Origin of the sequence: Kaistella sp. SH40-3 (genome assembly GCF_030686865.1) — a bacterium.
Lineage (GTDB): Bacteria > Bacteroidota > Bacteroidia > Flavobacteriales > Weeksellaceae > Kaistella.
In genome coordinates this window covers 407,079-432,233 of sequence record NZ_JAQYUS010000002.1, presented here as the reverse complement: position 1 = coordinate 432,233, position 25,155 = coordinate 407,079, and the positions used below count along the sequence as shown (strand labels likewise).

23 protein-coding genes are annotated in these 25,155 nt (G+C 35.6%); 11 read left to right on the top strand and 12 right to left on the bottom strand.

Annotated features, from left to right (window positions below; translation table 11 throughout):
- Positions 1–316: 316 nt before the first annotated feature.
- Both PUH65_RS05770 and PUH65_RS05765 read left to right on the top strand, forming a co-directional pair.
- Entirely contained in the window at positions 317–1,945 is a 1,629-nt protein-coding gene (locus PUH65_RS05770; protein WP_305518865.1) for an acyl-CoA carboxylase subunit beta, read from the top strand.
- 23 nt (positions 1,946–1,968) lie between these two features.
- Positions 1,969–2,577: a hypothetical protein gene (locus tag PUH65_RS05765; RefSeq protein ID WP_305518864.1), complete on the top strand. Its 609-nt coding sequence runs from the start codon at positions 1,969–1,971 to the stop codon at positions 2,575–2,577.
- 50 nt (positions 2,578–2,627) lie between these two features.
- Here PUH65_RS05765 and ygiD read toward each other — a convergent pair whose 3' ends face one another.
- Positions 2,628–3,455 (bottom strand): 4,5-DOPA dioxygenase extradiol, encoded by an 828-nt coding sequence (gene ygiD, locus PUH65_RS05760; protein ID WP_305518863.1) that lies wholly within the window; start codon positions 3,453–3,455, stop codon positions 2,628–2,630.
- 65 nt (positions 3,456–3,520) lie between these two features.
- Positions 3,521–4,030, bottom strand: a complete 510-nt coding sequence (locus PUH65_RS05755) for a YceI family protein (RefSeq protein WP_305518861.1) — start codon at positions 4,028–4,030, stop codon at positions 3,521–3,523.
- A gap of 119 nt (positions 4,031–4,149) precedes the next feature.
- On the opposite strand from PUH65_RS05755, the gene PUH65_RS05750 reads away from it, so the two are divergent.
- The 3 genes from PUH65_RS05750 (at position 4,150) to PUH65_RS05740 (ending at position 7,570) form a co-directional block, all read left to right on the top strand.
- Complete coding sequence (locus tag PUH65_RS05750; RefSeq protein ID WP_305518860.1) at positions 4,150–4,857, top strand: phosphatase PAP2 family protein; 708 nt, start codon at positions 4,150–4,152, stop codon at positions 4,855–4,857.
- A gap of 110 nt (positions 4,858–4,967) precedes the next feature.
- On the top strand, positions 4,968–7,109 hold the full coding sequence (locus tag PUH65_RS05745) for a DPP IV N-terminal domain-containing protein (RefSeq protein ID WP_305518859.1): 2,142 nt from the start codon (positions 4,968–4,970) through the stop codon (positions 7,107–7,109).
- A gap of 2 nt (positions 7,110–7,111) precedes the next feature.
- The gene (locus PUH65_RS05740) at positions 7,112–7,570 is read left to right on the top strand and encodes a DUF1801 domain-containing protein (RefSeq protein WP_305518858.1); all 459 of its coding nucleotides are present in this window, start codon (positions 7,112–7,114) and stop codon (positions 7,568–7,570) included.
- Positions 7,571–8,171: 601 nt separating this feature from the next.
- On the opposite strand, the gene PUH65_RS05735 is transcribed toward PUH65_RS05740, so the two are convergent.
- Entirely contained in the window at positions 8,172–8,738 is a 567-nt protein-coding gene (locus PUH65_RS05735; RefSeq protein ID WP_305518897.1) for an L-threonylcarbamoyladenylate synthase, read from the bottom strand.
- Between the two features lie 132 nt (positions 8,739–8,870).
- Between PUH65_RS05735 and PUH65_RS05730 the strand changes: the two genes are divergently transcribed.
- Positions 8,871–9,890 carry an LLM class flavin-dependent oxidoreductase gene (locus PUH65_RS05730; protein WP_305518857.1) on the top strand — a complete coding sequence of 340 codons (1,020 nt, stop codon included), beginning with the start codon at positions 8,871–8,873 and terminating at the stop codon, positions 9,888–9,890.
- A gap of 109 nt (positions 9,891–9,999) precedes the next feature.
- Here the strand turns inward: PUH65_RS05730 and PUH65_RS05725 are convergent, their stop codons facing one another.
- Positions 10,000–13,038 (bottom strand): SMC family ATPase, encoded by a 3,039-nt coding sequence (locus PUH65_RS05725; RefSeq protein ID WP_305518856.1) that lies wholly within the window; start codon positions 13,036–13,038, stop codon positions 10,000–10,002.
- A gap of 3 nt (positions 13,039–13,041) precedes the next feature.
- Positions 13,042–14,247 carry an exonuclease SbcCD subunit D gene (gene sbcD, locus PUH65_RS05720; protein WP_305518855.1) on the bottom strand — a complete coding sequence of 402 codons (1,206 nt, stop codon included), beginning with the start codon at positions 14,245–14,247 and terminating at the stop codon, positions 13,042–13,044.
- 140 nt (positions 14,248–14,387) lie between these two features.
- Here sbcD and PUH65_RS05715 point away from each other — a divergent pair, with 140 nt between their 5' ends.
- Positions 14,388–14,636, top strand: coding sequence for a VF530 family protein (locus PUH65_RS05715; protein WP_305518854.1), 249 nt, complete (start codon positions 14,388–14,390; stop codon positions 14,634–14,636).
- 185 nt (positions 14,637–14,821) lie between these two features.
- On the opposite strand, the gene PUH65_RS05710 is transcribed toward PUH65_RS05715, so the two are convergent.
- The 5 genes from PUH65_RS05710 to PUH65_RS05690 all read right to left on the bottom strand — a co-directional run bounded on the left by PUH65_RS05710 (position 14,822) and on the right by PUH65_RS05690 (position 18,426).
- Positions 14,822–15,199: a YchJ family protein gene (locus PUH65_RS05710; protein ID WP_305518853.1), complete on the bottom strand. Its 378-nt coding sequence runs from the start codon at positions 15,197–15,199 to the stop codon at positions 14,822–14,824.
- A gap of 5 nt (positions 15,200–15,204) precedes the next feature.
- On the bottom strand, positions 15,205–15,717 hold the full coding sequence (locus PUH65_RS05705) for a DinB family protein (RefSeq protein ID WP_305518852.1): 513 nt from the start codon (positions 15,715–15,717) through the stop codon (positions 15,205–15,207).
- 166 nt (positions 15,718–15,883) lie between these two features.
- Complete coding sequence (locus PUH65_RS05700) at positions 15,884–17,023, bottom strand: cystathionine gamma-synthase (RefSeq protein WP_305518851.1); 1,140 nt, start codon at positions 17,021–17,023, stop codon at positions 15,884–15,886.
- 47 nt (positions 17,024–17,070) lie between these two features.
- On the bottom strand, positions 17,071–17,397 hold the full coding sequence (gene gldC, locus PUH65_RS05695) for a gliding motility protein GldC (protein WP_305518850.1): 327 nt from the start codon (positions 17,395–17,397) through the stop codon (positions 17,071–17,073).
- A 48-nt stretch (positions 17,398–17,445) separates the two neighbouring features.
- The gene (locus PUH65_RS05690; RefSeq protein ID WP_305518848.1) at positions 17,446–18,426 is read right to left on the bottom strand and encodes a gliding motility protein GldB; all 981 of its coding nucleotides are present in this window, start codon (positions 18,424–18,426) and stop codon (positions 17,446–17,448) included.
- Between the two features lie 43 nt (positions 18,427–18,469).
- On the opposite strand from PUH65_RS05690, the gene PUH65_RS05685 reads away from it, so the two are divergent.
- The 4 genes from PUH65_RS05685 to PUH65_RS05670 all read left to right on the top strand — a co-directional run bounded on the left by PUH65_RS05685 (position 18,470) and on the right by PUH65_RS05670 (position 21,110).
- Positions 18,470–19,018: a GNAT family N-acetyltransferase gene (locus tag PUH65_RS05685; RefSeq protein ID WP_305518847.1), complete on the top strand. Its 549-nt coding sequence runs from the start codon at positions 18,470–18,472 to the stop codon at positions 19,016–19,018.
- A gap of 169 nt (positions 19,019–19,187) precedes the next feature.
- A complete protein-coding gene (gene nadE, locus PUH65_RS05680) occupies positions 19,188–19,979 on the top strand; it encodes an NAD(+) synthase (protein WP_305518846.1) in 792 nt (263 codons plus the stop codon).
- Positions 19,980–20,089: 110 nt separating this feature from the next.
- Positions 20,090–20,614, top strand: coding sequence for a ribonuclease domain-containing protein (locus PUH65_RS05675; RefSeq protein WP_305518844.1), 525 nt, complete (start codon positions 20,090–20,092; stop codon positions 20,612–20,614).
- 202 nt (positions 20,615–20,816) lie between these two features.
- Complete coding sequence (locus PUH65_RS05670) at positions 20,817–21,110, top strand: barstar family protein (RefSeq protein ID WP_125023807.1); 294 nt, start codon at positions 20,817–20,819, stop codon at positions 21,108–21,110.
- Between the two features lie 61 nt (positions 21,111–21,171).
- On the opposite strand, the gene PUH65_RS05665 is transcribed toward PUH65_RS05670, so the two are convergent.
- A complete protein-coding gene (locus tag PUH65_RS05665; protein WP_305518843.1) occupies positions 21,172–22,395 on the bottom strand; it encodes a hypothetical protein in 1,224 nt (407 codons plus the stop codon).
- A 33-nt stretch (positions 22,396–22,428) separates the two neighbouring features.
- A complete protein-coding gene (locus PUH65_RS05660; RefSeq protein ID WP_305518842.1) occupies positions 22,429–25,023 on the bottom strand; it encodes a TonB-dependent receptor plug domain-containing protein in 2,595 nt (864 codons plus the stop codon).
- Between the last annotated feature and the right edge of the window lie 132 nt (positions 25,024–25,155).

Sequence of the window (25,155 nt, the reverse complement as noted above, 5' to 3'; positions counted from 1 at the left end):
CAGAATTTTTAACCACTATTTATATATTTTAACTTTTGCAAATCTACAGATTTTCGATTGAGTTTAAAGGTTGATTTGAGGATAAAAAAAACCCTAAAAATTTTGGGAACTTTTAGGGTCTTCAAATAATAAACTACTAAAAAAATAAACTAGGAATAATTCCTAAGAGGTATAACGGCATTTTTGTATTTTTATTTTGAACGGTTCTATATTATTTTCAAAATAAATTTCTGTAAGTCAAATCGTTAGTTTCAATGCACTTTAAGGGAAATAGTATTTTAAAAAAACTTACCTTTAAGCCAAATTTTTCCGACCTATGAATTTAGAATTTAACAAAAGAGAAGATCAAAATAAGTTGAAACTTGGTGCAATTACCAACTTGCTTTCTGAAATAAAGAAAGGTGGTGGTGAGAAACGTTTGCAAAAACAGCGTGATGAGGGTAAATTAACCGCACGCGAAAGAATCGATTATCTTCTCGATAAAAACTCTGATTCTATAGAAATTGGCGCTTTTGCAGGGTATGAAATGTACGAAGAACAAGGCGGTTGCCCCAGCGCTGGAGTAGTGGTGAAGATGGGTTACGTTTCTGGCAAACAATGTTTGGTCGTTGCAAATGATGCCTCGGTAAAAGCGGGTGCCTGGTTTCCGATTACCGCAAAGAAAAATCTTCGTGCTCAGGAAATTTCAATGGAAAATAAACTACCAATCATTTATCTGGTAGATTCTGCCGGAGTTTATTTGCCAATGCAGGATGAAATTTTTCCAGATAAAGAACATTTTGGCCGAATTTTCCGGAACAATGCAAAAATGAGTTCCATGGGAATTATTCAGATTTCTGCGGTGATGGGAAGTTGTGTTGCGGGTGGCGCGTATTTGCCAATTATGAGTGATGAAGCCATGATCGTTGATAAAACGGGTTCTATTTTTTTAGCTGGAAGTTATTTGGTGAAAGCAGCCATTGGCGAAACCATTGATAATGAAAGTTTAGGAGGTGCAACAATGCATTGCGAAGTTTCGGGTGTGACCGATTATAAGGCGAAAGATGATAAAGATGCGCTGGACAGAATTAAAAATATTATGAAATCAATCGGCGATTACGAAAAAGCCGGTTTTGACAGAACTGAAAGTTTTCCACCAAAACAAAAAATAGAAGATATTTTCGGACACATGCCGGTTTCAAGATCGGAACAATATGATACTTTTGATATTATTAAATGTTTGGTTGATAATTCAGAATTCGAAGAATATAAAGGAGATTATGGTAAAACGATTATTTGTGCTACCGCCAGAATTGATGGTTGGAGCGTAGGAATTGTGGCGAATCAAAGAAAATTGGTAAAAAACGGAAAAGGAGAAATGCAGTTCGGTGGTGTTATTTATTCGGACTCTGCAGATAAAGCCACGCGGTTTATTGCTAATTGTAATCAAAGAAAAATTCCATTATTATTCTTACAGGATGTTACCGGATTTATGGTAGGCTCAAAATCAGAACAAGGTGGGATCATTAAAGATGGAGCAAAAATGGTAAACGCCGTTTCTAATTCTGTAGTTCCGAAATTTACCGTTATTACAGGAAACTCTTACGGTGCAGGTAATTATGCAATGTGTGGAAAAGCCTATGATCCGAGATTAATTGTAGCTTGGCCTTGGGCAGAACTTGCCGTAATGGGAGGTAGTCAGGCGGCAAAAGTTTTGGCTCAAATTCAAACTTCGACTTTAAAGAAACAGGGAAAAGAAATTTCAGCAGAAGAAGAACAGGAAATTTTGAAAACCATTTCAGAAAGATATCAGAAACAAACCGAACCAACTTATGCTGCAGCGAGATTGTGGACAGATGCAATAATTAATCCTGTAGATACCAGAAAATGGATTTCAATGGGAATCGAAGCGGCAAACCACGCGCCGATTACCGAGAAATTTAATTTGGGCGTAATTCAGGTTTAATTAAACTTCTAAAAACTTATACCATGAAAAAAATTTTATTAATTGGTTTTCTGTTCATTTTTGCAGGATTATTTGCCCAGTGCAACATTACTGGTGCAGATCAAATACAAGTGGGAGAAAGACAACAGTATTCTGCAGAAAATGCTATTGCAGATTGCGTTGATTGCTACGACTGGTCTTATATGGATCAAAAAATTATTTTAGAAGGCAATACTCATATTAATCCGCTTACTATAAAAGGTGCAGTTCAGGGTAATGCGATTTTATCATTAGAAATAAAAACGGTAACTGGAACTTCGAAATGTAAAAAGTCTATTCAAGTAATTGCTCCCACTTCAAAAGTACTGGATGTGAATGCACAGAAATGTAATATTGAAATCGATGCTTTTAAAGAAGTTAGAATTTCTGATACCAATGTAGTTTTAGAAGCAATTGCGCCAAATAATAATTTTAATTATCAATGGACAGTTCATTACAGAAATGGCTCTAAAAAAGTTTCTAATGAAAAAGTAGGAACGTTCGCTTTCTCCAATGAAAAGGGAATCGATTTAGTAGAATTAAACGTTACCGGTAAACAATGCATTAAAAAAATATCAAAAACGTACAATCACAATTTTTGGTATTTTTTCTGAATTTCCTAAAATAAGAATGTTCAGAACTAATTTTATGTATTTTTTTTATTTTAACCAATCCTTACACTCGTCATACTCAGGCTTCCACCAATTAATTCATCATTGAATAATGACAGGTTTTCTGATTTTTCCTTTAAACCTAAAGAATAAATTAAAGGCAGATAATGATCGGGGGTTGGTACAGCAGTTTGCAAAAATGTTCCCTTTTTTTGGTAATGGATTAAATTCTGAAAATTACCGTCGAGAATCCAATTATTGGTTTTTTCGCGTGCTTCAATTGCCCAATCATAACCGTAACCTACGGTATCAATATTCCTGAAATCTACCAATCTTAGATTATGGATGATATTTCCACTTCCGATAATTAAAATCCCTTTTTCTCTTAATTTTGAAAGTTTTTGCGCCAGGTCAAAATGATATTGTGGAGGTTTTGTATAATCAATACTTAATTGAATCACGGGAATATCTGCATTGGGGTAAAGGTGTTTGATCACGCTCCATGCGCCGTGATCTAATCCCCAGTTATGGTCTTCTTCTGCTACATTTTGACCCAGTAATTCTACCGTTTTCTTTGCCAACTCCGGACTTCCTTTTGCCGGGTATTGTACCTCAAAAAGTTCTTTGGGGAAACCGCCAAAGTCATGTATGGTTCTCGGCATATTCATCGCGGTAACAAAAGTTCCGTGGGTCAACCAATGGGCTGAAATGCAGAGAATGGCGTTGGGTGTCGGGATTTCTTTAGAAATGTTTCGAAAGCCGTTTACAAACTCGTTTTCTTCAATAGCATTCATGGGCGAGCCATGTCCTAGAAAAAGAACCGGCATTTTTTCGGTTCGTTGAAAGCTATCGGAAATCTTAGATAAGTCGTTGATATTCATTTAATTTTTTTTAAGAAAAAAGTTCACCGTATAAGGTGAACTCTTCTTTTTTATTGGAAGCGAAATTATGCTTTCACAAACTGAAGTTCTCCAGCGATTTTTACGTCGTCAGAAACCATTACACCACCTGCTTCAAGCGCTGCATTCCAGTTTAATCCGAACTCACTTCTTTTAATTTTTCCCTCAAATGAAAAACCTGCTTTGGTTTGTCCCCAAGGATCTACATTGATTCCACCGAAATCAACATCCAATTGAATCGGCTTAGTAACGCCATTCATAGTCAAGTGACCTGTGATTTCATTACTTAAAGAATCGGTTTCAAAAGTAATTTGCGGATTTGCTTCTACATTGAAAAATTCTTCTCCTTTCAAATGTGCATCTCGATCTGCACTGTTCGTACTGATAGAATCAGTCTGAATGGTTGCTTTTACTTTTGCATTTTTAAAAGTGTCATCTTCTGCTTCCATTTCTGCAGTGAAGGTGTTGAATGAGCCTTTAACATTAGAAATCATCATGTGTCTTACTTTAAAAGTAATTTCGCTGTGACTTGGGTCTAAATTCCATTTATTTGCCATAATAATATATTTTATGTATTTTTAATTTTGATAATGCAAAGATATGCCGGTATAAATGTATATCCATTGATGTAGGTTAAGAAAGTATTAATTTTTACATTTGTTACTACGACTTTACTATGAAAAAATATTATGCTTTCTTATTGATGTGCTTTTTTATGAGCAACAATTACGCTCAACAAAAAGATTCCGTGAAAATTAAAAATCAGCGTTTCGATTTCCAATATAAAAAATTGTATGTGCCCGCTGGATTAATGATTTCCGGAATCATCGCTGACGGGCGCGGGAAAGAATCGCTAAAAAATGAAATCGTAGAAGAACGTAATGAACATCTTTTTGGTTTTGAAAATCACCTGGATGATTATGCGCAGTTTTTACCCTTCGCCGCAATTTATGGCTTTGAAATCGCAGGTATGAAACCCAGAACGGATTATAAGAACCGAACGGCGATTTTAGTTAAGGGACAATTAGTCAATTTAGGTTTGGTCTATATGCTGAAAAAATCTTTAAAAGAAACCCGTCCCGATGGGACCGCATATTCTTTTCCTTCCGGTCACACTGCTAATGTTTTTGCAGGGGCGACTATGCTTTCTATCGAGTATGGGGAGCAGCACAAATGGGTTCCGTACGCTGCGTATGGCGTTGCAACAACCGTGGGCGCGATGAGAATGATTAATAATAAACATTATATTTCCGATGTTCTTTTCGGCGCTGGTTTAGGAATTCTCTCCATGAAAGCGGCGTACTGGACCCATCAGTACAAATGGAACCGCCCGAAAGCTGACCAAGATCCGCTCACCGTTTTGTACACTTCGCCAAAGAATTAGGAGCTTTATTGAAATCAATTTTATTTATTAATTTTAGCCATCCTTTGATAGAGGCTTAAAACCTATAATTAAAGGGTTCTTTTCTATTTTAAAATAATATTTTATATCTAATGAAATTATCTAAACTCTCTTTTCTTGTTCTGTTTTCCGGAAGTTGTCTGTTTGCCCAAAATCAAAAATTCACCATTGCTGAAGCCGTAAACGGTTTAAGAAGCAATCTTGCCGTGAAAAACATTTCCCAGTTTTCTTGGTCTGATGATGGCAAATCCTATTATCAAGCAACTAAAAATGGTTATTTGGTAACTGACCTTGCTACGCAGAAACAAGATACTTTGGTTTCATTGCATCAGTTGAATACTACATTGTCTTTGGATAAAAAATTAAAATCTTTTCCCAGAATTACATTTGTAGCTAAAGATAAGGGATATTTCAGTCAGAACTCTCAAAACTTCTGGATTGAGCGTTCCGGCAAAGTGTGGAAAATAAAAGAAGGAATATCGCTGGATAAAGAAGCGGAAAACGCGGAAGCATTTAGTGATAATGAAGGCTTTGTCTATACGATTAAAAATAATTTATACTATACTAAAAACGGAAAAGTAACGCAGATTACCAATGATTCCAACGAAGATATTCTGAACGGACAGGCAGTTCATCAACGGGAGTTTGGAATTACGAAAGGAATTTTCATTTCACCGGACAATTCTAAAATTGCCTTTTACAGAATGGATCAGTCCATGGTCAAGAATTACCCAATTATTGACTGGAGTGCCGTGCCGGCAGTGAATAAGAATATTAAATATCCGATGGCGGGAACTCCGTCTCATCATGTGACTTTAGGTATTTATGATATTAAAACGAATAAAACTACTTTCTTAAATGTGGAAGGCGATCCCGAACAATATTTGACGGTAGTTACATGGAATCCAGATTCTAAATCCATTTTTGTTGGAGTTTTGAATCGGGATCAGAATGATTTGAAAATGAATCAATACAATGCTTCTACCGGAAGTTTCATGAAAATGTTGTTTGAGGAGAAATCTGATAAATATGTTGAACCACAACAGCCCTTATTATTTTTTCCGAATTCAACGACCGATTTTATTTGGCAAAGTCAGCGAACAGGCTATAATCATTTGTTCCATTATAATATTGATAAAGGATTGGTTGCTCAGTTGACGAAAGGTGTTTGGCTGGTGACTGATGTTCTCGGTTTTAATGAAAAGAAAAAAGAAATTTTCTACGTTTCTACGCAGGAATCTCCGCTGGAAAGACATCTTTACAAAGTAGACTGGACGAATTTTAAAACCCAGCGATTGGATCAGGGAGCAGGAATGCACTCCGGTATTTTGAGCAAAGACGGAAATCATTTGTATGATTCGTATTCTAATGCGACTACGCCCAGAAGTGTAAATCTTATTAATACCAATACTTTAAAAAGTAAAAATATACTTTCCTCTGAAAACACTTTAAAAAATTACCAAAGACCGGAAATTAAAAATGTCACATTGAAAGCAGATGACGGAACACCTTTGTATGGTAAAATTATTCTGCCAACCGATTTTGATGCGAACAGGAAATATCCAGTGATTGTATATTTATATAATGGTCCGCATGCTCAATTGATCACGGACAGTTTCCCAGCCTCAGGGAATTTGTGGTACGAATTTATGGCGCAAAAAGGATACATCGTTTTCACTATGGACGGAAGAGGTTCGTCTAACCGTGGATTAAAATTTGAACAGGCCATTTTCAGAAATGCGGGCGAAACCGAAATGAAAGATCAACTTCAAGGAGTTGCTTATTTGAAATCTCTGCCTTATGTAGATGCCGACCGATTGGGAATTCATGGTTGGAGTTATGGCGGATTTATGACCACAAGTTTCATGCTGAAACATCCAGATGTCTTTAAAGTTGGCGTCGCTGGTGGTCCAGTGATCGACTGGAATATGTATGAAATTATGTACACCGAAAGATATATGGATTCTCCACAAAACAATCCCGAAGGTTACAAACAGGCCAATCTTTTAGATAAAGTTCAAAATCTAAAAGGTCATTTATTAATGATTCATGGAGCGCAAGATAATGTTGTGGTTTGGCAACATTCGATTAACTTTCTAAAATCGGCTGTGGACCATGGTGTGCAGATGGATTATTTTGTTTATCCAGGACATGAGCACAATGTTTTAGGAAAAGACAGAGTTCATTTAATGCAAAAAGTGACTGACTATTTCGATGAATATTTGAAAAAATAAAAATGAAAAGCGAGGCGAAATCAGTCGAAGAATATTTGACTCAGGTTCCAGACGAACGAGCAGAATCCTTTAAAAAACTGTACGAAATTATTACGCAGAATTTACCGGCAGGTTTTCATAATCAAATCAGTTATGGGATGATTGGGTGGAGCATTCCTTTGGAAACCTATCCGCCAGGTTATCATTGCACACCAAATACGCCTTTACCTTTTATTAATTTGGCTTCACAGAAAAATTTTATTGCCTTGTATCACATGGGAATTTATGGCAGTCCAGAATTGTTAAACTGGTTTGTTGCCGAATATCCAAAATATTCTAAAAGAAAATTAAACATGGGAAAATCCTGTATTCGATTCAAGAAAGTTGAAGATATTCCGTTTCAATTAATTGCGGAGTTATGTCAGAAAATAACTCCCAAAGATTGGATTACCTTGTATGAGAAGGAATTTAAAAAGAAGTAAGCAATTGCTTTTTGTGAACTCTGCTGCGATACAATTTTCACTTTAATAAGGACAAAATCTTTGTGACTTTGTGGTTGAAGAACTCTTGTAAACAACCTTTTGTGAACTTTTCAGCGATACAATTTTACTTAAATAAAAAAAATCTTTGTAGTTTAAAAAACTTCCAATATTGCTTTTTATGAACTTTTACGAAATATAATTTTCAAGTAAGTAATCATTAAACTTTTGTGGTTCAAAATATTTTCAAGCATTATCTTTTATGAACTTTTATGCAGTGTAATTTAGACCTTAATAATCACTAAACTTTTGTGGCTTTTGTAGTTCAAAACATTTTCACGCATTATCTTTTATGAACTTTTATGCAGTGTAATTTAGACCTTAGTACTCACTAAACTTTTGCGGCTATTGTTGTCCAAAACATTTTCATGCATTATCTTTTATAAATTTTTATGCAGTGTAATTTTCACCTTAGTAATCACTAAACTTTTGCGGCTATTGTTGTCCAAAACATTTTCACGCATTATCTTTTATAAACTTTTATGCAGTGTAATTTTCACCTTAGTAATCACTAACTTTTGTGCCTTTTGTGGTTTAAAAAAAATTATTCCCGAATAACCTTAATTCGTCCATCATTCCAAATTCTAATCACGGAAGACCCAGAATATTCCGAAACTTTATCGTGGTTTTCTTCCGCCACAAAATCTACAGAATCAATAATTTCCTGTGAAATATCTGAAAATTTCATTGGTGATTTTTCTCCGCTAAAATTCGCTGAGGTAGAAACCAAAGGTTTATTTAATTTGGTAATAATCTTCTTTAAAAATAAATCATCGACTAACCGAATTCCAATACTTCCATCTTCTGCCAGGATTTCTTTCGGTAAACCTTTCGGATTATCATAAATTAAAGTTACCGGCTTTTCCGATAAATCCATAATTTCCCAGGCCATTTCGGGAACTTCAACCAAATCTTCCAAACGTTTTGCAGATTCTACCAGAATAATCATCGACTTATTTTTCTCCCGTTTTTTGATTTCAAAAATTTTATTGATGGCTTCAATATTGGTCGCATCACACCCAATTCCCCAAATAGTGTCGGTAGGATAGAGGATGGTTCCGCCGGATTTTAAAGTTTCGATGAGTTTTTCCATGGATGATTTATGGTGAATTTTTTTTAAAATTTCAATAGATGCAAAAGTAATTAAAAATTTGACGTTAATTTTTAAGATCGGTTCTTATCAGTCATCAATGCTTTTAAATTTCAATTAAAGTAATTTTGTAAAATCAAAAATCAAAGTGTTATGGAATTAGGAATTGGAATGTTTGGCGACTTAGCCGTTGACCAAAATACCGGAAAATATAAAGATGCGGGCGTTAAAATCCGCGAAATTTTAGGTCAGATAAAATTAATGGATGAAGTCGGAATCGACGTCTTTGCCATGGGGGAACATCACCGCCAGGATTATGCGGTTTCATCTCCTGAAATGGTTTTAGCCGCGGCCGCAAGCATCACGAAAAACATCAAATTGGCAAGTGGAGTAACTGTTTTAAGTTCCTCAGAACCTGTAAAAGTATATGAGGATTTTGCAACTTTAGATTTAATTTCTGATGGTCGTGCTGAAATTTTCGTTGGTCGTGGCAGTTTCACCGAATCATTTCCGCTTTATGGTTACTCACTAAATGATTACGAGCAACTCTTCGATGAAAAACTGGATCTTTTACTTAAAATAAATTCTGAAGAAAACGTTTCCTGGACCGGGAAACTTCGGGCACCGATGAAGAATCAGACGGTTTATCCACGGGCTAAAAATAACGGCAAACTCCCAATCTGGCGAGCCGTGGGCGGAACACCACAATCGGTTTTAAGTGCCGCGAAATTAGGCATGCCGCTTATCGTGGCCATCATTGGCGGAATGCCGGTTCAGTTTAAAAGTCTGGTCGATTTTTATAAGCAGGAATATCTGGCCGCAGGTCACGCAGAATCTGACATGCAGATCGCTATTCATTCGCATACTTTTGTAAGTGATGATCAAAAAGTGATCGATGGATACTTTGAAAATTATAAAGCACAAATGGACCGAATCGGCGCGACCAGAGGTTGGGCACCTTACACGAAAATGCAGTACGACGGCGGTAGAAGCAAAGACGGCGCATTATTTATCGGAAATACCAATGAAGTTGCAGACAAAATTCAGCAGGTAAAAGAGATTTTCGGTCTCACCCGATTTATTGGACATATGGATGTTGGCGCACCGGAAAATGACGTGATGATGAAATCAATTGAACTGTTCGGTGAAAAGATAGCACCTTTGGTCAGATAGATTTTTCAATAAAAGAAATACATAAAAAAGGCGGGTTTTACCGCCTTTTGTTTTATAGGAAATTTTAATCTGAATACTTTTTATTCCTTAATATTTCTCCGCCATCACATTAAATTACCTCGATCAAACTTCCCCTTTCCTCATCTTTTGTGATATTCAGGGAAACCGGCATTTTCTCTTTCAGTTCCTCAACATGGGAAATTATTCCCACAATTCTGTTTTCTTTTTGAAGATTGGTTAAGGTTTCAAAAACCACATTCACCGATTCCAAATCCTGCGTTCCGAAACCTTCATCGATAAAGAAAAAATTTTTTTCTGCCTTTGCATTTGACTGTACACTTTCGGCGAGCGCTAAAGCCAAACTTAGGGAAACCTGAAATGCTTGTCCGCCGGAAAGGGTTTTTACACTTCGGCATTTTCCTTCATTCAAATAGTCGATGATCTCAAAATCATTATTTTCATTCAGTTGCAAACTCAGTTGATTTCTCGTCATCCGATGAAAACGAACATTGGCGTGATCACACAATTGTCTTAAATAAATAGAGGAGACAAACTGCACAAAACCCGCTCCTTTAAAAAGATTAAACATCACCTTCAGATCATCTGACCGTTTCTGAAGTTTTGCTAAATTTTTTAATAAAGTTTCTTTTTTCTTAAATTCTTTTTCCAGTCTTTCGAGGTCAGCATTTGTTTTTACGACCGCATCATTTGCGATTTTCAATTCCTGTTCAGCAGTTTGAAATTGAGTTTCAACCTTCGTAAATTCTTCTTCATCAAAAGAAAAATCTTTCAGTTTCAATGCCAATTCGTCAACACTGTTCTTTAAAGTTTCAAATTCGATTCTGAATTTCTGAATTTCATTTCTAGATTCCGTGACCTTAATATCCTGCGCTAAAATGGCTTCAACCTCTTTGAAATCACCGAAATTTTGAGTGATTAACGATTGACTTAAAAGTTTTTCATTATCCGAAATTTCTTTTTCTAATTCAATGATTCTTTTTACTAAATGATCGACACTTGTTTTTTGAGCAGCGAATTTGGGCGAAATTTCCTTCTCCTTTTCAACCAACTGCTTGTAATTTCGTTCTGTTTCAAGATTGCGTTTTGATAATTCCTGCAAAGATTCTTTGACGTCATTTATTGATTTTTCCTCATAATCATTCCAGTTTAAAACTTTAAGATTGGAAAGATTAGAATTAATCTGCGTTTCTTTTTGCGCTTCTTTCAGTTTAAATTCTTCCAAAACCTTGCTGTATTTTTCCAAGGTTTCCCGCTCTTTTTCTTGGTTTTTCTGCTCGGTTGAAATGGATTGACCTAATTCTTCAATTTGCTTTTCGATACCAAAAGAATGGAGGCGTTTCTGCTCAAATTCAGAGTCATTTTCGGCGTTGAATTCTTTCCAGATAAAATCCCGCTGATGCTTATCAAGTTGAGTTTTTGTTTGGCTGAATGTTTTCTGTTCCACATTTAATTGATCTTCAAAAGTTTTTTTTCGATAAAGGATTTTCTCAATTTCTCCTAAATTTTTCTGAAGTTCTTTCTGTTGATATTCCGTTTTTTCAAGTTGTTTTAAAATTGAATGCAATTCAGATTCGACATCTTCGAAAGCAACAATATTCGGATGTTCCAAAGCGCCACAAAGCGGACAGGATTTGCCATCATGCAAATCAGTTGAAAAATGCGCTAACTTTTGTTGAACTTCCAGATGCGTTCTTTTTTCGGAAAGTTCTTTTTTTAGAATTTCTATTGCTTCATTTTTTGCTTTAAAATCTTCATTAAATGTTTCAACATTAATTTTAAAAGGTTTTAATTCAATTGAAATATTACTGATTTTGATTTGAAGTTCTTCAATTTTTTTAGTTTGAATTCCCAGATTTTCTTTCAGTTTTTTGTTTTCTGAAAACCAACTTCCAACATTTACCAAAAGATTCGAATCTAATTTTTGGGCTTTTAATAACTCTGATTTTTCAGAAAGATCTTTAATATGTTGCTGAATGTTTTTAATGTTTTGCTCAACTTTTTTAACCTGTTCTGAACCATCTTTAGTACGAACTTTTAGTGTTTTTATTTCTTCCGAAAACTGCAAAATTTGCAAAATTAAGTTCAAATCATTTTCCTGAATTTTGGATTCATTCAAGGCTTCATATTTTGGAAGAATTAATTTTAACTGTTCATTAAGCGACTTCACTTCAGTTTCAATTTTCTTTAAAAGTTCGTCCTGATTTTCTTTTTCCTTTTTCTGGCCTGAAATTTCTTTTTGCAGTTTATTTTTCTCTAAAACCAACGGATTGAAAATTCTAAAAACTTGGTCAAATAGTTCTGTTTTTACTTCTAAAGCATCGATTGCCGATTTTCTCTCCGACAATTTTGTGAAGTCTTCTTTCTTCTGTTTCAGAATTTGAAAATCTGTTTTTAAATTTTTGAGTTGTTGATAATGTTGATCAATTTTTTTAAAATTGTTTTCAGTTTCATTAAAATGAATTTTCTTCAGTTTTAATTTTTCAGTTTGAACTAAAATCTGTTCTTCATTTACCTCTTCAAAACCTTTTAATTCACCTTCCAACTGATCGAGTTCAGATTTATTTTTTGTGTTTAATGCAGAAACATTATTTTGCAAATCAAAACGGTGAAGACCAAAAATTTCCTTCATCATATTGGTTCGTTCCGTGGCACCGAGTTCGATAAACTCTTTAAACTGACCTTGTGGGATAATGATGGTCCGTTTGAAATTGGCGTAACTCAATCCAATAATTTCTTCCGTACTGGAACTTTCCAGCGGAATCCATTGCTCGCCTTTCCATTCATATAAAATCACATTTGGAGATTTCACATCTTCGAAATTTTTAGAATTCCTCTTAAATTCTCGGGTTGCACGAAATTTTTTATTTTCAAAATTCATGAAATCAAACGCGATAAAAGACCGGTTCGATTTCAGATTCATCATATTGTAAGCACGCTTGTCGCGAGAATTCAGTCTTTCAGTTTCGCCATAAAGCGCAAAAGTAATCGCTTCTAAAATCGAAGATTTGCCCGAACCAACGGAGCCGAAAATTCCAAATAAACCAGCGTCTGTCAATGCTGTAAAATCGATTGTTTGGCGCTCCTGATAAGAATACAAACCTTCTAAAGTCAATTGAATAGGAATCATTTCTTATGCATTTAAAATTTCGTTAAACAAATTGAGTAAGTCTTCATTGGGTTCCTGCGCATTGTTTTTAGATTTAAAATAATCTTTAAACAAACTCTGAATATCCTGATTGAGATTGATATCGTGCAATTGCTTTTGATTGAATTCCTGATTTTTAACTTTCGGAATAAGGTGCACAATTCCGTGATGCGCATTATTGATCATTTTTCTTTCTTCCGCTTTTAAGTACGTTTCACTTTCTAAAGTCAGTTCGACGAAAGTATTCTGATTTTCAGACAACCATTCAATTGCTTTTTCAACCTCATCAAAAGTTTTACGGACCAAAGATTTCCCATTTTTCAAGGCGATCTTTTCGTAAGAAACATTTTGATTCGGTTTGGCTTCAATAATAGCAACATATTTCGTCTGACCGGCTTCGCTAAAACTGTAACATAACGGTGAAGACGAATAAACAACCGGTTTTTCTTCCGTTCCAATATTTCGAAAAGCGTGCAAATGTCCCAAAGCCGTATATTGAATTTGTGAAGGAATCGTATCCGAATAAATCAAATCAGCATTTCCGATTTTGATGGGTTTTTCACCGTCTGGTTCTTCCAGAACTGGTGCGCCTCTTTTGTTCATATACAAATGAGTCATCAGAATATTGACGCCATTTTTATCACAGAATTCGTCCGCAATAGTTGCCCAGTTTTCGGCCAAAACCTTATTGAGTGCGTCTTCTTTATTTTCACCGAAATATTCTTTTAACCGGATCTCATTGGCAAAAGCGGTATGTACAATTCGAATAGGGAAATCGTAGCTTTTTAATTCTATTTCAATCATCCCTTCTACTGAATTTGAAATTTTGAAACCTTGAACTTCAAACGGAGTTACTTTTGCTTTCGGATGACCAATTAAAATAATTCCACATTCCCGGGCTAAAGGATCCGGAGCATCAATTAAATAGGGAGAATCATGGTTTCCGGAAATGGCGATTACGGGACGTTTTCCATTCTGAGATAAACGTTTCAATGTTTTATAAAAAAGTTCAATCGCCTCAACGCTCGGATTAAAATTATCGAATAAATCTCCGGCCACCAAAACCATATCGACGTTTTGTTCATCGGCAATCTGAACAATTTCGTCCATGACTAAAATTTGTTCCTCTAAGCGAGAAAAACGATCCAAACGTTTACCCAAATGCCAATCGGCGGTATGCAGAATTTTCATATCTCAAATGTAAGAAACAAAAAGAGGATTTGAAATTGGTACGTGAAGTTTTAATCAATTTAAACTTGATTTTTTTTGTTAAAGAAGCAGAATTGTTTTGTGAATTGTGAATTGTAAAATCCTTATTTTTACCAATAATTATGGAACAGAAATCAAAAGATCCTTTACACGGAAAACGCTTAGATGCAATTCTTGAAGAACTGGTAGAATATTACGAGGGTTTTGAAGAACTCGGCGAGCAGATTAATATCAAATGTTTTACGGATAATCCGAGTATTAAATCTTCTTTGAAATTTTTACGAAAAACCGATTGGGCCAGAACCAAAGTGGAAAGTTTGTATCTGTACGTTTTAAGACAGAAAAAGAAACAGGAAAGATTAAAAGAATAATTTTTTTTAACGCAATGAATCAAAGGTTTAGAATAATTATTGTTCAAAAATAAAGGACGCAAATCAAAGATTCATCGATTCCATTAAAATCAATAAATAAATGAGATAAAGGCGTTTGACTTCGTCGAATCTTCGACTTCACTCAGCAAAGGGAATTGTTTTTTTTTAATTATTCTTAAAAAAATCTACTCTAAAAATTTCCCCGAAACATAATACCAACGCTCATTTACTTTGCGGAAAGTAGAAAGTTCATGATGAACTTGTGGTTTCCCCTTTTCATCGGTATAAAATGCTTTGAATTCTACTTGGTTGATGTTTGGCGTTTTTACAATTTCCAGTTTCGTCCATTTATTGATTTCTCCCCATTCCTGCAAGTCTTCGGTATTGTGAAATTTTCTTTTTGAAGGTAAAGTGGTTTCTATTAAATAGATTCCATTTGGAATTGCAAAGGCGGAAAATCTGGAACGCATTAAAGTTTCAGCAGTCGGTGCATTTTTTTCACCGCTATGAAATGTTTTACAGCAGTCTTCGTAGGTTGTTCCGGAGCAACAAGGGCAATTCATTTTTATTATATCTGATTAAGAATTGGCAAATACCTTTCTTTGATAATGTTGAGATGGTGAATATTGTGACCCACAATTAATTTCCCAATCGTTTCAACTGAGATTTCATTTTTATTCGCAATGCCTGTTTGAGAAAGAAGTTCTTGATTTAGATTTTCAAAAAAATGGATCGTTGATTTCCTTAAACTTTCATATTCTGAAAGTAAATTTTTAAGAGAAACATTTTCAAGGTCATATTCTTTTGCATATAATTCTTCATCCCAACCTGCCAATTCCGTCGGGTCTTTTCTGGAAAACCTTAAAGCACGATATACGAAAATACGTTCCGCATCGATGAGATGTTGTAAAAGAATTTTTAAACTCCATTTTCCTTCTGCATAAGCAAAGTTGGATTCCTCTTCAGAAAATTCCTGATAAATTTCCATCGTTTGATTTCCCGAATTTTTCATTTCTTCGAGCCAATTATCGCTTGAAATTAAATCCAGATACCTTTGAATATATTTTTGAAATTCATTCATCGAAAAATTTTATTTTAAACCACAAAAGTCACGAAAGTTTTTATTAAAATTAAATACTTTTTAAAGTGTAAATAACGATATTGATTGATTTTATTTGACTTTTAAAAAGCAAAATGTTTCACTTTCTCCTTTGTAACTTTTGTGGTTATAAATTTCAAAGTAAGTGCTACCCAAACGCTTTTTCCAAGTCAGCAATTAAATCTTCTTTATCTTCAATCCCTACGCTTAAGCGAACCAAATCATCACTAATACCTAATTCTGCACGTTTTTCTGCAGGAATTGAAGCATGTGTCATTAATGCTGGATGATTCGCCAAAGATTCTACACCACCTAAAGATTCTGCTAAAGTGAAAACTTTTACTTTTTCTAAAAATTTAATCGAATCTTCTTTTTTTCCTGATTTAAAGGTGAACGAAACCATTCCACCGAAATCTTTCATTTGTCTTTTCGCCAATTCATGTTGTGGATGAGATTCCAATCCTGGATAAAAAACTTTATCTACCGCCGGATGGCTTTCTAAATATTTTGCAACTGCAATCCCATTTTCAGAATGTCTTTGCATTCTTAAAGCCAAAGTTTTAATTCCTCTCAATACTAAATAAGAGTCGTGAGGACCCAGAATTCCGCCACTTGCAAACTGAATAAAATGTAATTTTTCTCCGAGTTCTGCAGTTTTCGCAACCAAGGCTCCGGCAATAACATCGGAGTGACCACCTAAATATTTGGTTGCAGAATGCATTACAATATCCGCTCCCAAATCCAAAGGAAGTTGCAGATAAGGCGATGCGAAAGTATTATCAACTGCTACTAAAATATCTTTTCCTTTCACTAAATCGGTTACTGCTTTGATATCAACCAATTTCATCAATGGATTGGTCGGAGTTTCCAGCCAGATCAATTTGGTTTTATCGGTGATTACATCGGCGATTTTTGAAACATCATCAAAATTAACAAAGGTGAATTTTAACTGGTATTTTTCAAATAAACGGGTGAACATTCTGTAAGTGCCACCGTATAGATCGTCAACTGCGACTACTTCGTCTCCGGGATTTAATAATTTCAAAACACAGTCAATTGCGGCCAAACCAGAACCGAATGCTAATCCTCTCGCTCCGTTTTCAATGGATGCCAAACTGTCTTCTAAGGCTTGGCGGGTTGGATTTGCAGCTCGGGAATATTCGTAGCCTGAATGAATTCCAGGTGATTTCTGTGCAAATGTTGAGGTTAAAAATACCGGAACATTTACCGATCCTGTCGCTGATTCGTGGTGCTGACCACCGTGTATTACTTTGGTGTTGAAGTTCATATTTTTATTTTTTTATTTAAAAACAACTTGGTGTTTTAAAGGGAGTTTTACATTTTAATCGCAGCTTTCTGTGCAAATTCTTCCGCCATTTGTTCCAGCCAGAATGCAACATCTTCTTCGCCAGTCGCTCTTTCGTAGGTGTTTCCCATAGAAAGAATGATTTGATGCAGAAACATTTTCATTTGATCAACCGGCATATCTTTCGTCCAGAGGTCAATTCGCAATGCTTCTCTTTTTTCGTCGTCCCACACCGAAATCATGGTTGCTTTGGTTTCCTGTTTTTCAACGCCGCCGTCTTCTGCATTCCAGGTCATTCTTTCGGGAACATGGTTTTCGTCCAGTTCTACGTCTATTGTGATTTGAGTCTTTTTCATATTTAATTTTTAAAGATGATATTTTTTAAAGAAATGTTTTATTTAACTTTAATTTTTAGGTTTATAATTACTTTGATTAAAAATTTCCTGAGCGTTCATTTTTAGAAAAACTGCTAATTTAGTCTCAGGTTTTTCTTTATAGAATTTTCTGCAAATCTGCCAACCGCTAAATATTCCGATTTGGGGCGATGATTCATTATCGATCTCGGTGTAGAATTTAGAAAACGGCGCCGGGTTGATGAAACGTTCTGCCAGTCTTTGATCATCACTGAAAACCAGATTGTTCTCCACGAAATAATTCCAGATATTCACTTCATTTGCTTTTGCCCATTCATATTGCTCTGAGGTATAATTCATTTTTAAAGCATCAGGTTCCTGAGGTAAAAAAGCATCCTGCAAAGTCATCAGTTTGCCGTAATACACGATGTTATCAATGAATTTTTGATGTTCAAAATTGTGGGGGACAAAATGTTCAGCAAAGATTTCAGAAACTTTTGGCAAAATATTTTTCGGATTCATACTTTTCTGAAAGTATTGTTCCAGACCTTTGTAATTCGGATTGTTTTCGCCCATAAATGCCGCGATGTCAATGAATAACATTCCTTTCTCCGGTTCATAGAAAATGGGATCCATAATTCCCTGCAAAGCAGATGAATAAAGAAAAACTTGTGGTTCTTTAAAATCAGGGAAATAATTTTTGATATGTGAAAACAAATCGGCTAACTCTTTATTGAGTTTGGTAACATCTATTTTAGAAATAGCTTCCTTATAGACTTTAATTTCCTCCGGATCTTTTCTTCTCTCCACAAAATCTTCATTAGGAACGGTTCCCTGAAAGAAAGGATATTTCTGAGTGAAAATTTCCAGTGAAACATTTGGATCGTATAACTCTTTCGAGATGTCAGTTATCTGTACTTTTTCAACGGGATTTTTAACCTCTACTTTCCAAAGGTTTTCAGTATCTTTTTTACACGAATTCAATCCTGTGAGGAATGCGGCGGAAAACAGGAGATATTTAAAAAACTTCATTATTTTTACATCGAATTTTGAAACGCAAAAATAAGGAAAATTAATGGCAAAAGTATTCATTGAAACATCCAGCCTCATTTTAAGAGAAATTGTTACTGAAGATGTTGACAGAATATTTTTACTGGACAGCAATCCGGAAGTCATGAAATATATGATCGTAAAACCGGTGACGAAACTGGAGGAATCCGAAGAAACCATTAATAAAATCCGAAAACAATATCAAGAAAACGGAATCGCAAGATGGGCAGTCATTGAAAAGGAATCTGATCTTCTCATTGGCTGGAGCGGTTTGAAATTATTGACGGAACCCATCAACGGTTTCAACAATGTATACGAATTAGGATATCGTTTTTTGCCTGAGTTTTGGGGAAAAGGTTACGCCACAGAAGCAGGAAAAGCCGTTTTAGATTATGGTTTTAATGAAATGAAGTTAGAGGTCATTTACGCCTGTGTCGATATTGAAAACAGTAGTTCCGATAAAATTTTGAAAGACAAATTAGGCTTTGAATCGCAGGGAACTTTCGTTGATCCACTCGATAACGCCACTTGTTTTTGGTATGAACTAAAGAAAGAAAAATATTCAGAGATGTAAATGTTATTGTGAACTTTGCTAAGTGGAACGCCTTTGCGACCTTAAAAGAAAAGTGAAAAACAGCATTTTTGTAAAGAAAACTTTGCCATTCTTTGCATTAAAAAAGACCAAGACCATTAAATTTAGTACGCATATTTTTAGATGAGATTTTAAATAAAGAAAAAATTAAATGCAAACAGATAAAATAACAGAAAAAATCGTTAGTTGGCTCAAAGATTACGCTGAAAAAGCACATGTAAAAGGATATGTAGTCGGAGTTTCTGGCGGAGTTGATTCCGCAGTCGTTTCTACGCTTTGTGCCATGACAGGCCTAAAAACGTTATTACTCGAAATGCCGATTCGCCAGAATCAGGATGAAGTGAATCGTGCCTGGGAACACATGGAATATTTGAAAAAACGCTTCCCAAATGTAGAAGCGATTTCAGTGAATTTGACGCCCGCTTTCGAAGAACTCTATAAAACTTTTGATGTGAAAGATGAAGACTTTCCGGCGGAGAAACTGGCCTTTGCGAATACCAGAAGCCGATTGAGAATGTTGACTTTATATTATTACGGACAAATAAACAGTCTTCTCGTTTGCGGAACCGGAAATAAAGTAGAAGATTTCGGGGTTGGTTTTTTCACCAAATACGGTGATGGCGGAGTAGATGTTTCGCCAATTGCAGACTTGTACAAAACTGAAGTTTACGCTTTGGCAAAATCATTAGACCTTGTAGAATCCATTCAAAATGCAATTCCGGCAGATGGATTGTGGGACGAAGCCAGAACCGATGAGCAGCAGATTGGCGCAACATATCCGGAATTGGAGAAAATTCAGAAAGAGTGGGGAACGAAAACAGAAGCAGATTATTCAGGACGGGATTTAGAGGTTTTTAAAATTTTCCAGAGAATGAATCGTGCTGCTCAACATAAAATTCAACCTATTCCGGTTTGCGATATTCCGGAAGAATGGCGGAATTAATTGGAGATTAAGAGTGTTCCGGAGGAACTTTATCTCTGTAGCAATTAATAAGAAAGAAAGTCGCGTTCCGGAGGAACGCTATCTAAAACAAGAAGTAACATTTGAATCATATGAACAAACAAAACATAAAACTCTTCTTATTTTTCATCATCGGATTGCTCACGGCATTTCTGGCGATGTATCTGATCAACAATTACCGCATCGAAAAGAAAAATAAAGAGGTCATCAATTCGGAGGTTTCCATTAATGAAAATAATAATGAAAACTTTAAAGAAAATAAAACTTCAAAAGAATCAGATTTCTCCGGAAATATTGATGAACTCACGAACGAAGATACCGTCATTAATTACGTGAAATCCAATCACCGACTTCCGGATTATTATATCACCAAAGGTGAAGCACGCAAACAGGGTTGGGTTGCCTCAAAAGGAAACCTTTGTGATGTTCTTCCCGGAAGAGCAATTGGCGGCGATAACTTCAGCAATCGGGAAAAAACACTACCAGCCGGAAATAAATATTTCGAAGCCGACGTCAATTACAACTGCGGAAACCGAAATGCCGACCGAATCGTTTTCACCAAAAATGGAGAAGTTTGGTTAACGAAGAATCATTATAAGAGTTTTGAGAAACAATAAGATAAGAACCAAGTAAAAAGTAAAAAGAGCCAAGTGAAATGCTGGTGTATTTTCCTTTGCTAAGCGAAGCGCCTCTGCGATCGTAATTTTTTTAGAAGAAAATAGAAAAAACTTTGCGTCTTTGCGTTAAAAAAAGATTTTCACTTTAGATCAATAAAATTTAGAACCAAAACCTACTACCTAAAACCCACAACCTAAAAACATGAACACTGTATATATAGACTTTACAGAAATCGGAGATATGGAAGATTTCTTCGATCAGTTAAAAGAAAAACTGAAACTGCCCGAAACTTTTGGCGATAATCTGGATGCGCTTTACGATTCGATTACCGGATTTGTAGAACTTCCTTTACATATAGAATTTGTAAATATGAGCGTGGAACAACTTGAAGATTTCGAAGATTTGCTCACGACTTTAGAAGATGCCGATGAGGAACTTGAAGATTTTTCTTTCGCATACTATCTGGAGCAATACGAAGACGAGGATACAGAATAAAAAAAAGGGCTTTTCAAAATATTGAAAAGCCCTTTTAATTTGATATGAAAAAATGAAGAATTTATTGAAGTGGCGCAAGTAAGTTTTGGCCGTTTACCGTTGCCCAAGCGCCGCCAACCATAGAAACTTTGGTCACCGTTGCAGCATTTGTGTAGGTTAATGGATTTGTTGAGGTAAAGCCGTATCCAAATTTTAATTGATTATCGTTGTTGGCTGTTGTAAATAGCGGTTCAACTTTAATTTTACCGGTTGCCAATTGACTCGTTTCCGTGGCTAAATCCTGGATTAATACTGCAAATGCATTTTTCCCGCCCGTATTTTTGTAGCCGTCGATATAGACATTGGAGAAAATTCCGGTTCCCTGTTTTTTAAACTGAATGGCTGAAACTTCTGCGGAACCTGAAACTTCAGGTAAAGTTCCTGCGGCTCTCATCAAAGTGATATTGCTCACTTTTGGTGCGATATTATCTGCGTTTGAAGAGGCTTCGATTTCCATTCCGAAATTACCAATTCCCGTTTGGTAAGCAAACCAGTTGGAGTTGTTTTGTCCGCTCCAGGAATCCTGCCAGTCAAAAGCATCATCGTAATTTCCGTAAGAAATCAGATTTTTAGCGCTTACCGTTCCACCGAAAAATTCGTAACCGTCATCGGTTCCTTTGTACGCGACTAAGTTTTCTAAAGTCGTTCCGGCACCAACTGCATAAAAAGTCATCGAGTTCGTTTCCGAAGTTCCGTCGCCAATTTTACGTCCGCCATATTCCACTCTTACGAATTTCATCGTTCCGGAGTTTGAATTCGCATCAGAGCCACCGTAATATTGATTGTTACCATCTTCAGAAAGTGCAGTTGTTGCGCCGTTTAAGGCTTTAATTGGTGCGTCACCATACAAAGTTACACCGCCCCAATCTCCCGGCGTTTTGTTATCAGAGGTGAAAACGATGGGTAAATCAGCAGTTCCAACCGCATTAATTTTTGCACCTTTTAAAATGACCAATCCGCTTACATCGCTTGTGGTTGCGGTAAATGTTGCGCCCGGTTCAATCGTAAGCGTTGCTCCTGAACCAACTTTAACAATTCCTTTCAGCGTGTAATTTCCTTTTTTAATCAAAAGATCTTTTGAGATTTCACCAGATAAAGTTCCGGTTCCGTCCATTACATTTCCTGTGGTTTGTTGGTTTCCGCCTGTGTTTGTTGGAATGTCATTATCTTCACGAATGTCTACCGTACAAGAGGTGACCGATAAAACCAAGGCCAGCGATACTAAAGTTAAAATGTTTTTTTTCATTTCTTTTTATTTTTTATGAGATTTAAATTTGAGTTAGAAAGTGTAACCAACGGTCATATTAAATGAAGTTCCCTTTTTATAATTTTCCATCATCAGCGAACTTTCCTGAACCTGAACCAAACTGTTGTCGCCCAGTTTCAGTTGATATTCTGAATTCAATAAATTTTGAATGGTCAGTTTTACGTTCCAGTTTTTAGAGATTTGATTATTGTAAACGAAATCCAGTTGATGGAAAGGCATTTCGAAAATATTATCGAGTAGGGAGAAACCAACGCCGTAAATCTTCTTACCGGAAACATTATATACTAAGGAGTACGTTTTGGTTAAATTTTGACTGTTTTTGTACTCGTATTTCAAGTCTGCGTTCACGGTCCAGGGCGCTGCGCCTTGCAGCGCACGTTTTCTATTCGCTTCAACATCGGTTTCTTGGTTTTGATCGGCGCTTCTTTCGACATCAGAATACATCAATGTTGTGTTTGCTGCTAAAGTCCATCTTGACAAAGATTCACTGATTCTACTTAAAGATAAAATCCCTTCCAGTTCAACTCCAGCCAGATTTGCGGTTTTAGCATTGAAAAAGGTAATTGTTTGTCCGTTTGAATTTCCGGAAGCGATGTAAGAACGTTCAATTGCATTGTCAATTTTCTTTGCAAAAAGGTTGACCGCAAACATTTCTTTATTGCTTGGGAACATTTCATATTTCAGATCAATATTATAATTTTCACTATTGCTCAGATCCTTATTTCCGAAGATGTTTTCGTTGTCCGGATTGATATAAGTGATCGGCATATATTCAATAAGGATCGGTCTTGTAATGGTTTTACTGGCTGCGAAACGGATGTTTGATTTTTCATTCAAAGCACGCTTAACCGATAAAGATGGGAGAATATAATATTGGTTTTTCGTGATATTATCAAAATTATCATTAATACCAACACTGATGGGTTTGTAGCGCGTAATATTGATGTTATTTTCAACTCTTCCGCCAATTAAAATATCCCACAATTCCGAGGGTTTGTAATTAATGTTAAGGTAACCCGCATTCACAAACTGATACAAATTGTTTTTATATTCCGACGTTGAACCTTCGCGATAATGGTAAGTTCCATTTAAAATCGACTGATCAAAAATCGCTTGCGGATTATCTCTGTCCACCGTAACTTGTGATTGTGAAGGATCATTTAAAACAGAATAAATAAATCGGTAAGACGTATTTCGAATATCTGCGAAGCCATTATAACCAATCGCCAATTGCCACGGATAATCTTTTTTATCACCTTTCTCTCCAAGGTTTAACGCATATTCCGCAAATGCTGAAAAGTAGTTTTTACCATTTACGTCCAAATATTGCCGAAGTAAATTGTTTCCACCAAAAGATAAATTAATATCGTTTCCTTCACCAGGTTGTCCGTACATGATTTTTCGGTCCGGTTGCTGATAGAAATTGTTTACCCAACTTGCGCCTGCTTTTATGAAATGTCTGTCGTTGATTTTCTGTGATGCCGTTAACTGTAAATCTGTAAATCTTGAAATATCCTGTTGATTTACGCGGATGAACTGCTGATTATTCGTTTCTCCATTTCTAAATCCTAAATAATCCTGAATCAGGTTCTCGGAGTTTTGAAGAAAAAATCCATTTAAATTAATGGCGGTCCCTTTATTTTTTAAACCTAAACCTAACAGTACAGATGATTCGGTTTCATAGGTATATTCTTTTCGGTTGAGGTTGTTATTATAATCAATCGAATTTCCATTTAAACGAAACTGGTTTTTTACGCCATCTTTGTATTCATAATGGTTTCCTTGATTTAATGAAAAGAGAAAACCTAAGTTTGAAGTTTCACCGATTTTAAATTTCTGAGCCGTCGTAAAACCCAAACTCGTATTCGGTAAAGATTTAATATTATCTACATTCCAGCCTTCGCCAAAAGAATTTCGGGACTGATTTGCATTAAAATTATAACTCGATGGTCGATAGCCTTTAATCTCATTTGGCAATTGTTTGTCTCTTGAATTCAAACCCACATAACCTTCGATAGAATTCGCGTTTGGATTAATTTTAAAATCATTTCTAAACGTACTCAAAGTATTCACTCCTATTCCAAATTCAATTTTAGAAAATGGCTTTTCGTAAGTCAAAGTTTCAATATCGAAAGTCGCTCCCGCAAAATCCGCGTATAGATTAGAATTAAAAGTTTTGTAAATATTCAGTTTTCCAACCACATCAGTTGGGAATTGTTTCAACGCAATAATTTTCTGAAAAGGATTATTTGATGGTGAGCCCAATCCATTAATTAGCAAGGTATTATAACGGTCTTCTAAACCTCTTACAAATAAACCTCGTCCTTCAACGCTGGTGATTCCGGTCACTTTTACCAAAGCCTGTTCGATATTTGAAATTCCTTTTCGGGAAATTTCTTCAGAACCCATTGATTGTTTTTGGATAATGGCTTTCTTTTGATCCACCAAGAGAGCGCTTTCTGATTTCCTGTTGGAGGAAGTTTTAAGGAGAATTTCTTCGATGTTTCTCTCTTTACTCACGGTATCCATTTTTGTTTTTTGTGCATACAAAAAAGGCGTGGCAGAATTTAGCAATACAACTGCAATACTCAGTTTTCTGATATTCATTTCTTCTTTTTAATTAGATTTCTTTCGAGGCAAAGGAAGAAATAAAGGCTTAATTTGATGTTGCGTCAGTTTTAACTTTACTTTACCATTCCTTTAACAAAAAAGCAGTCATATTAATTAATTATGAATTCT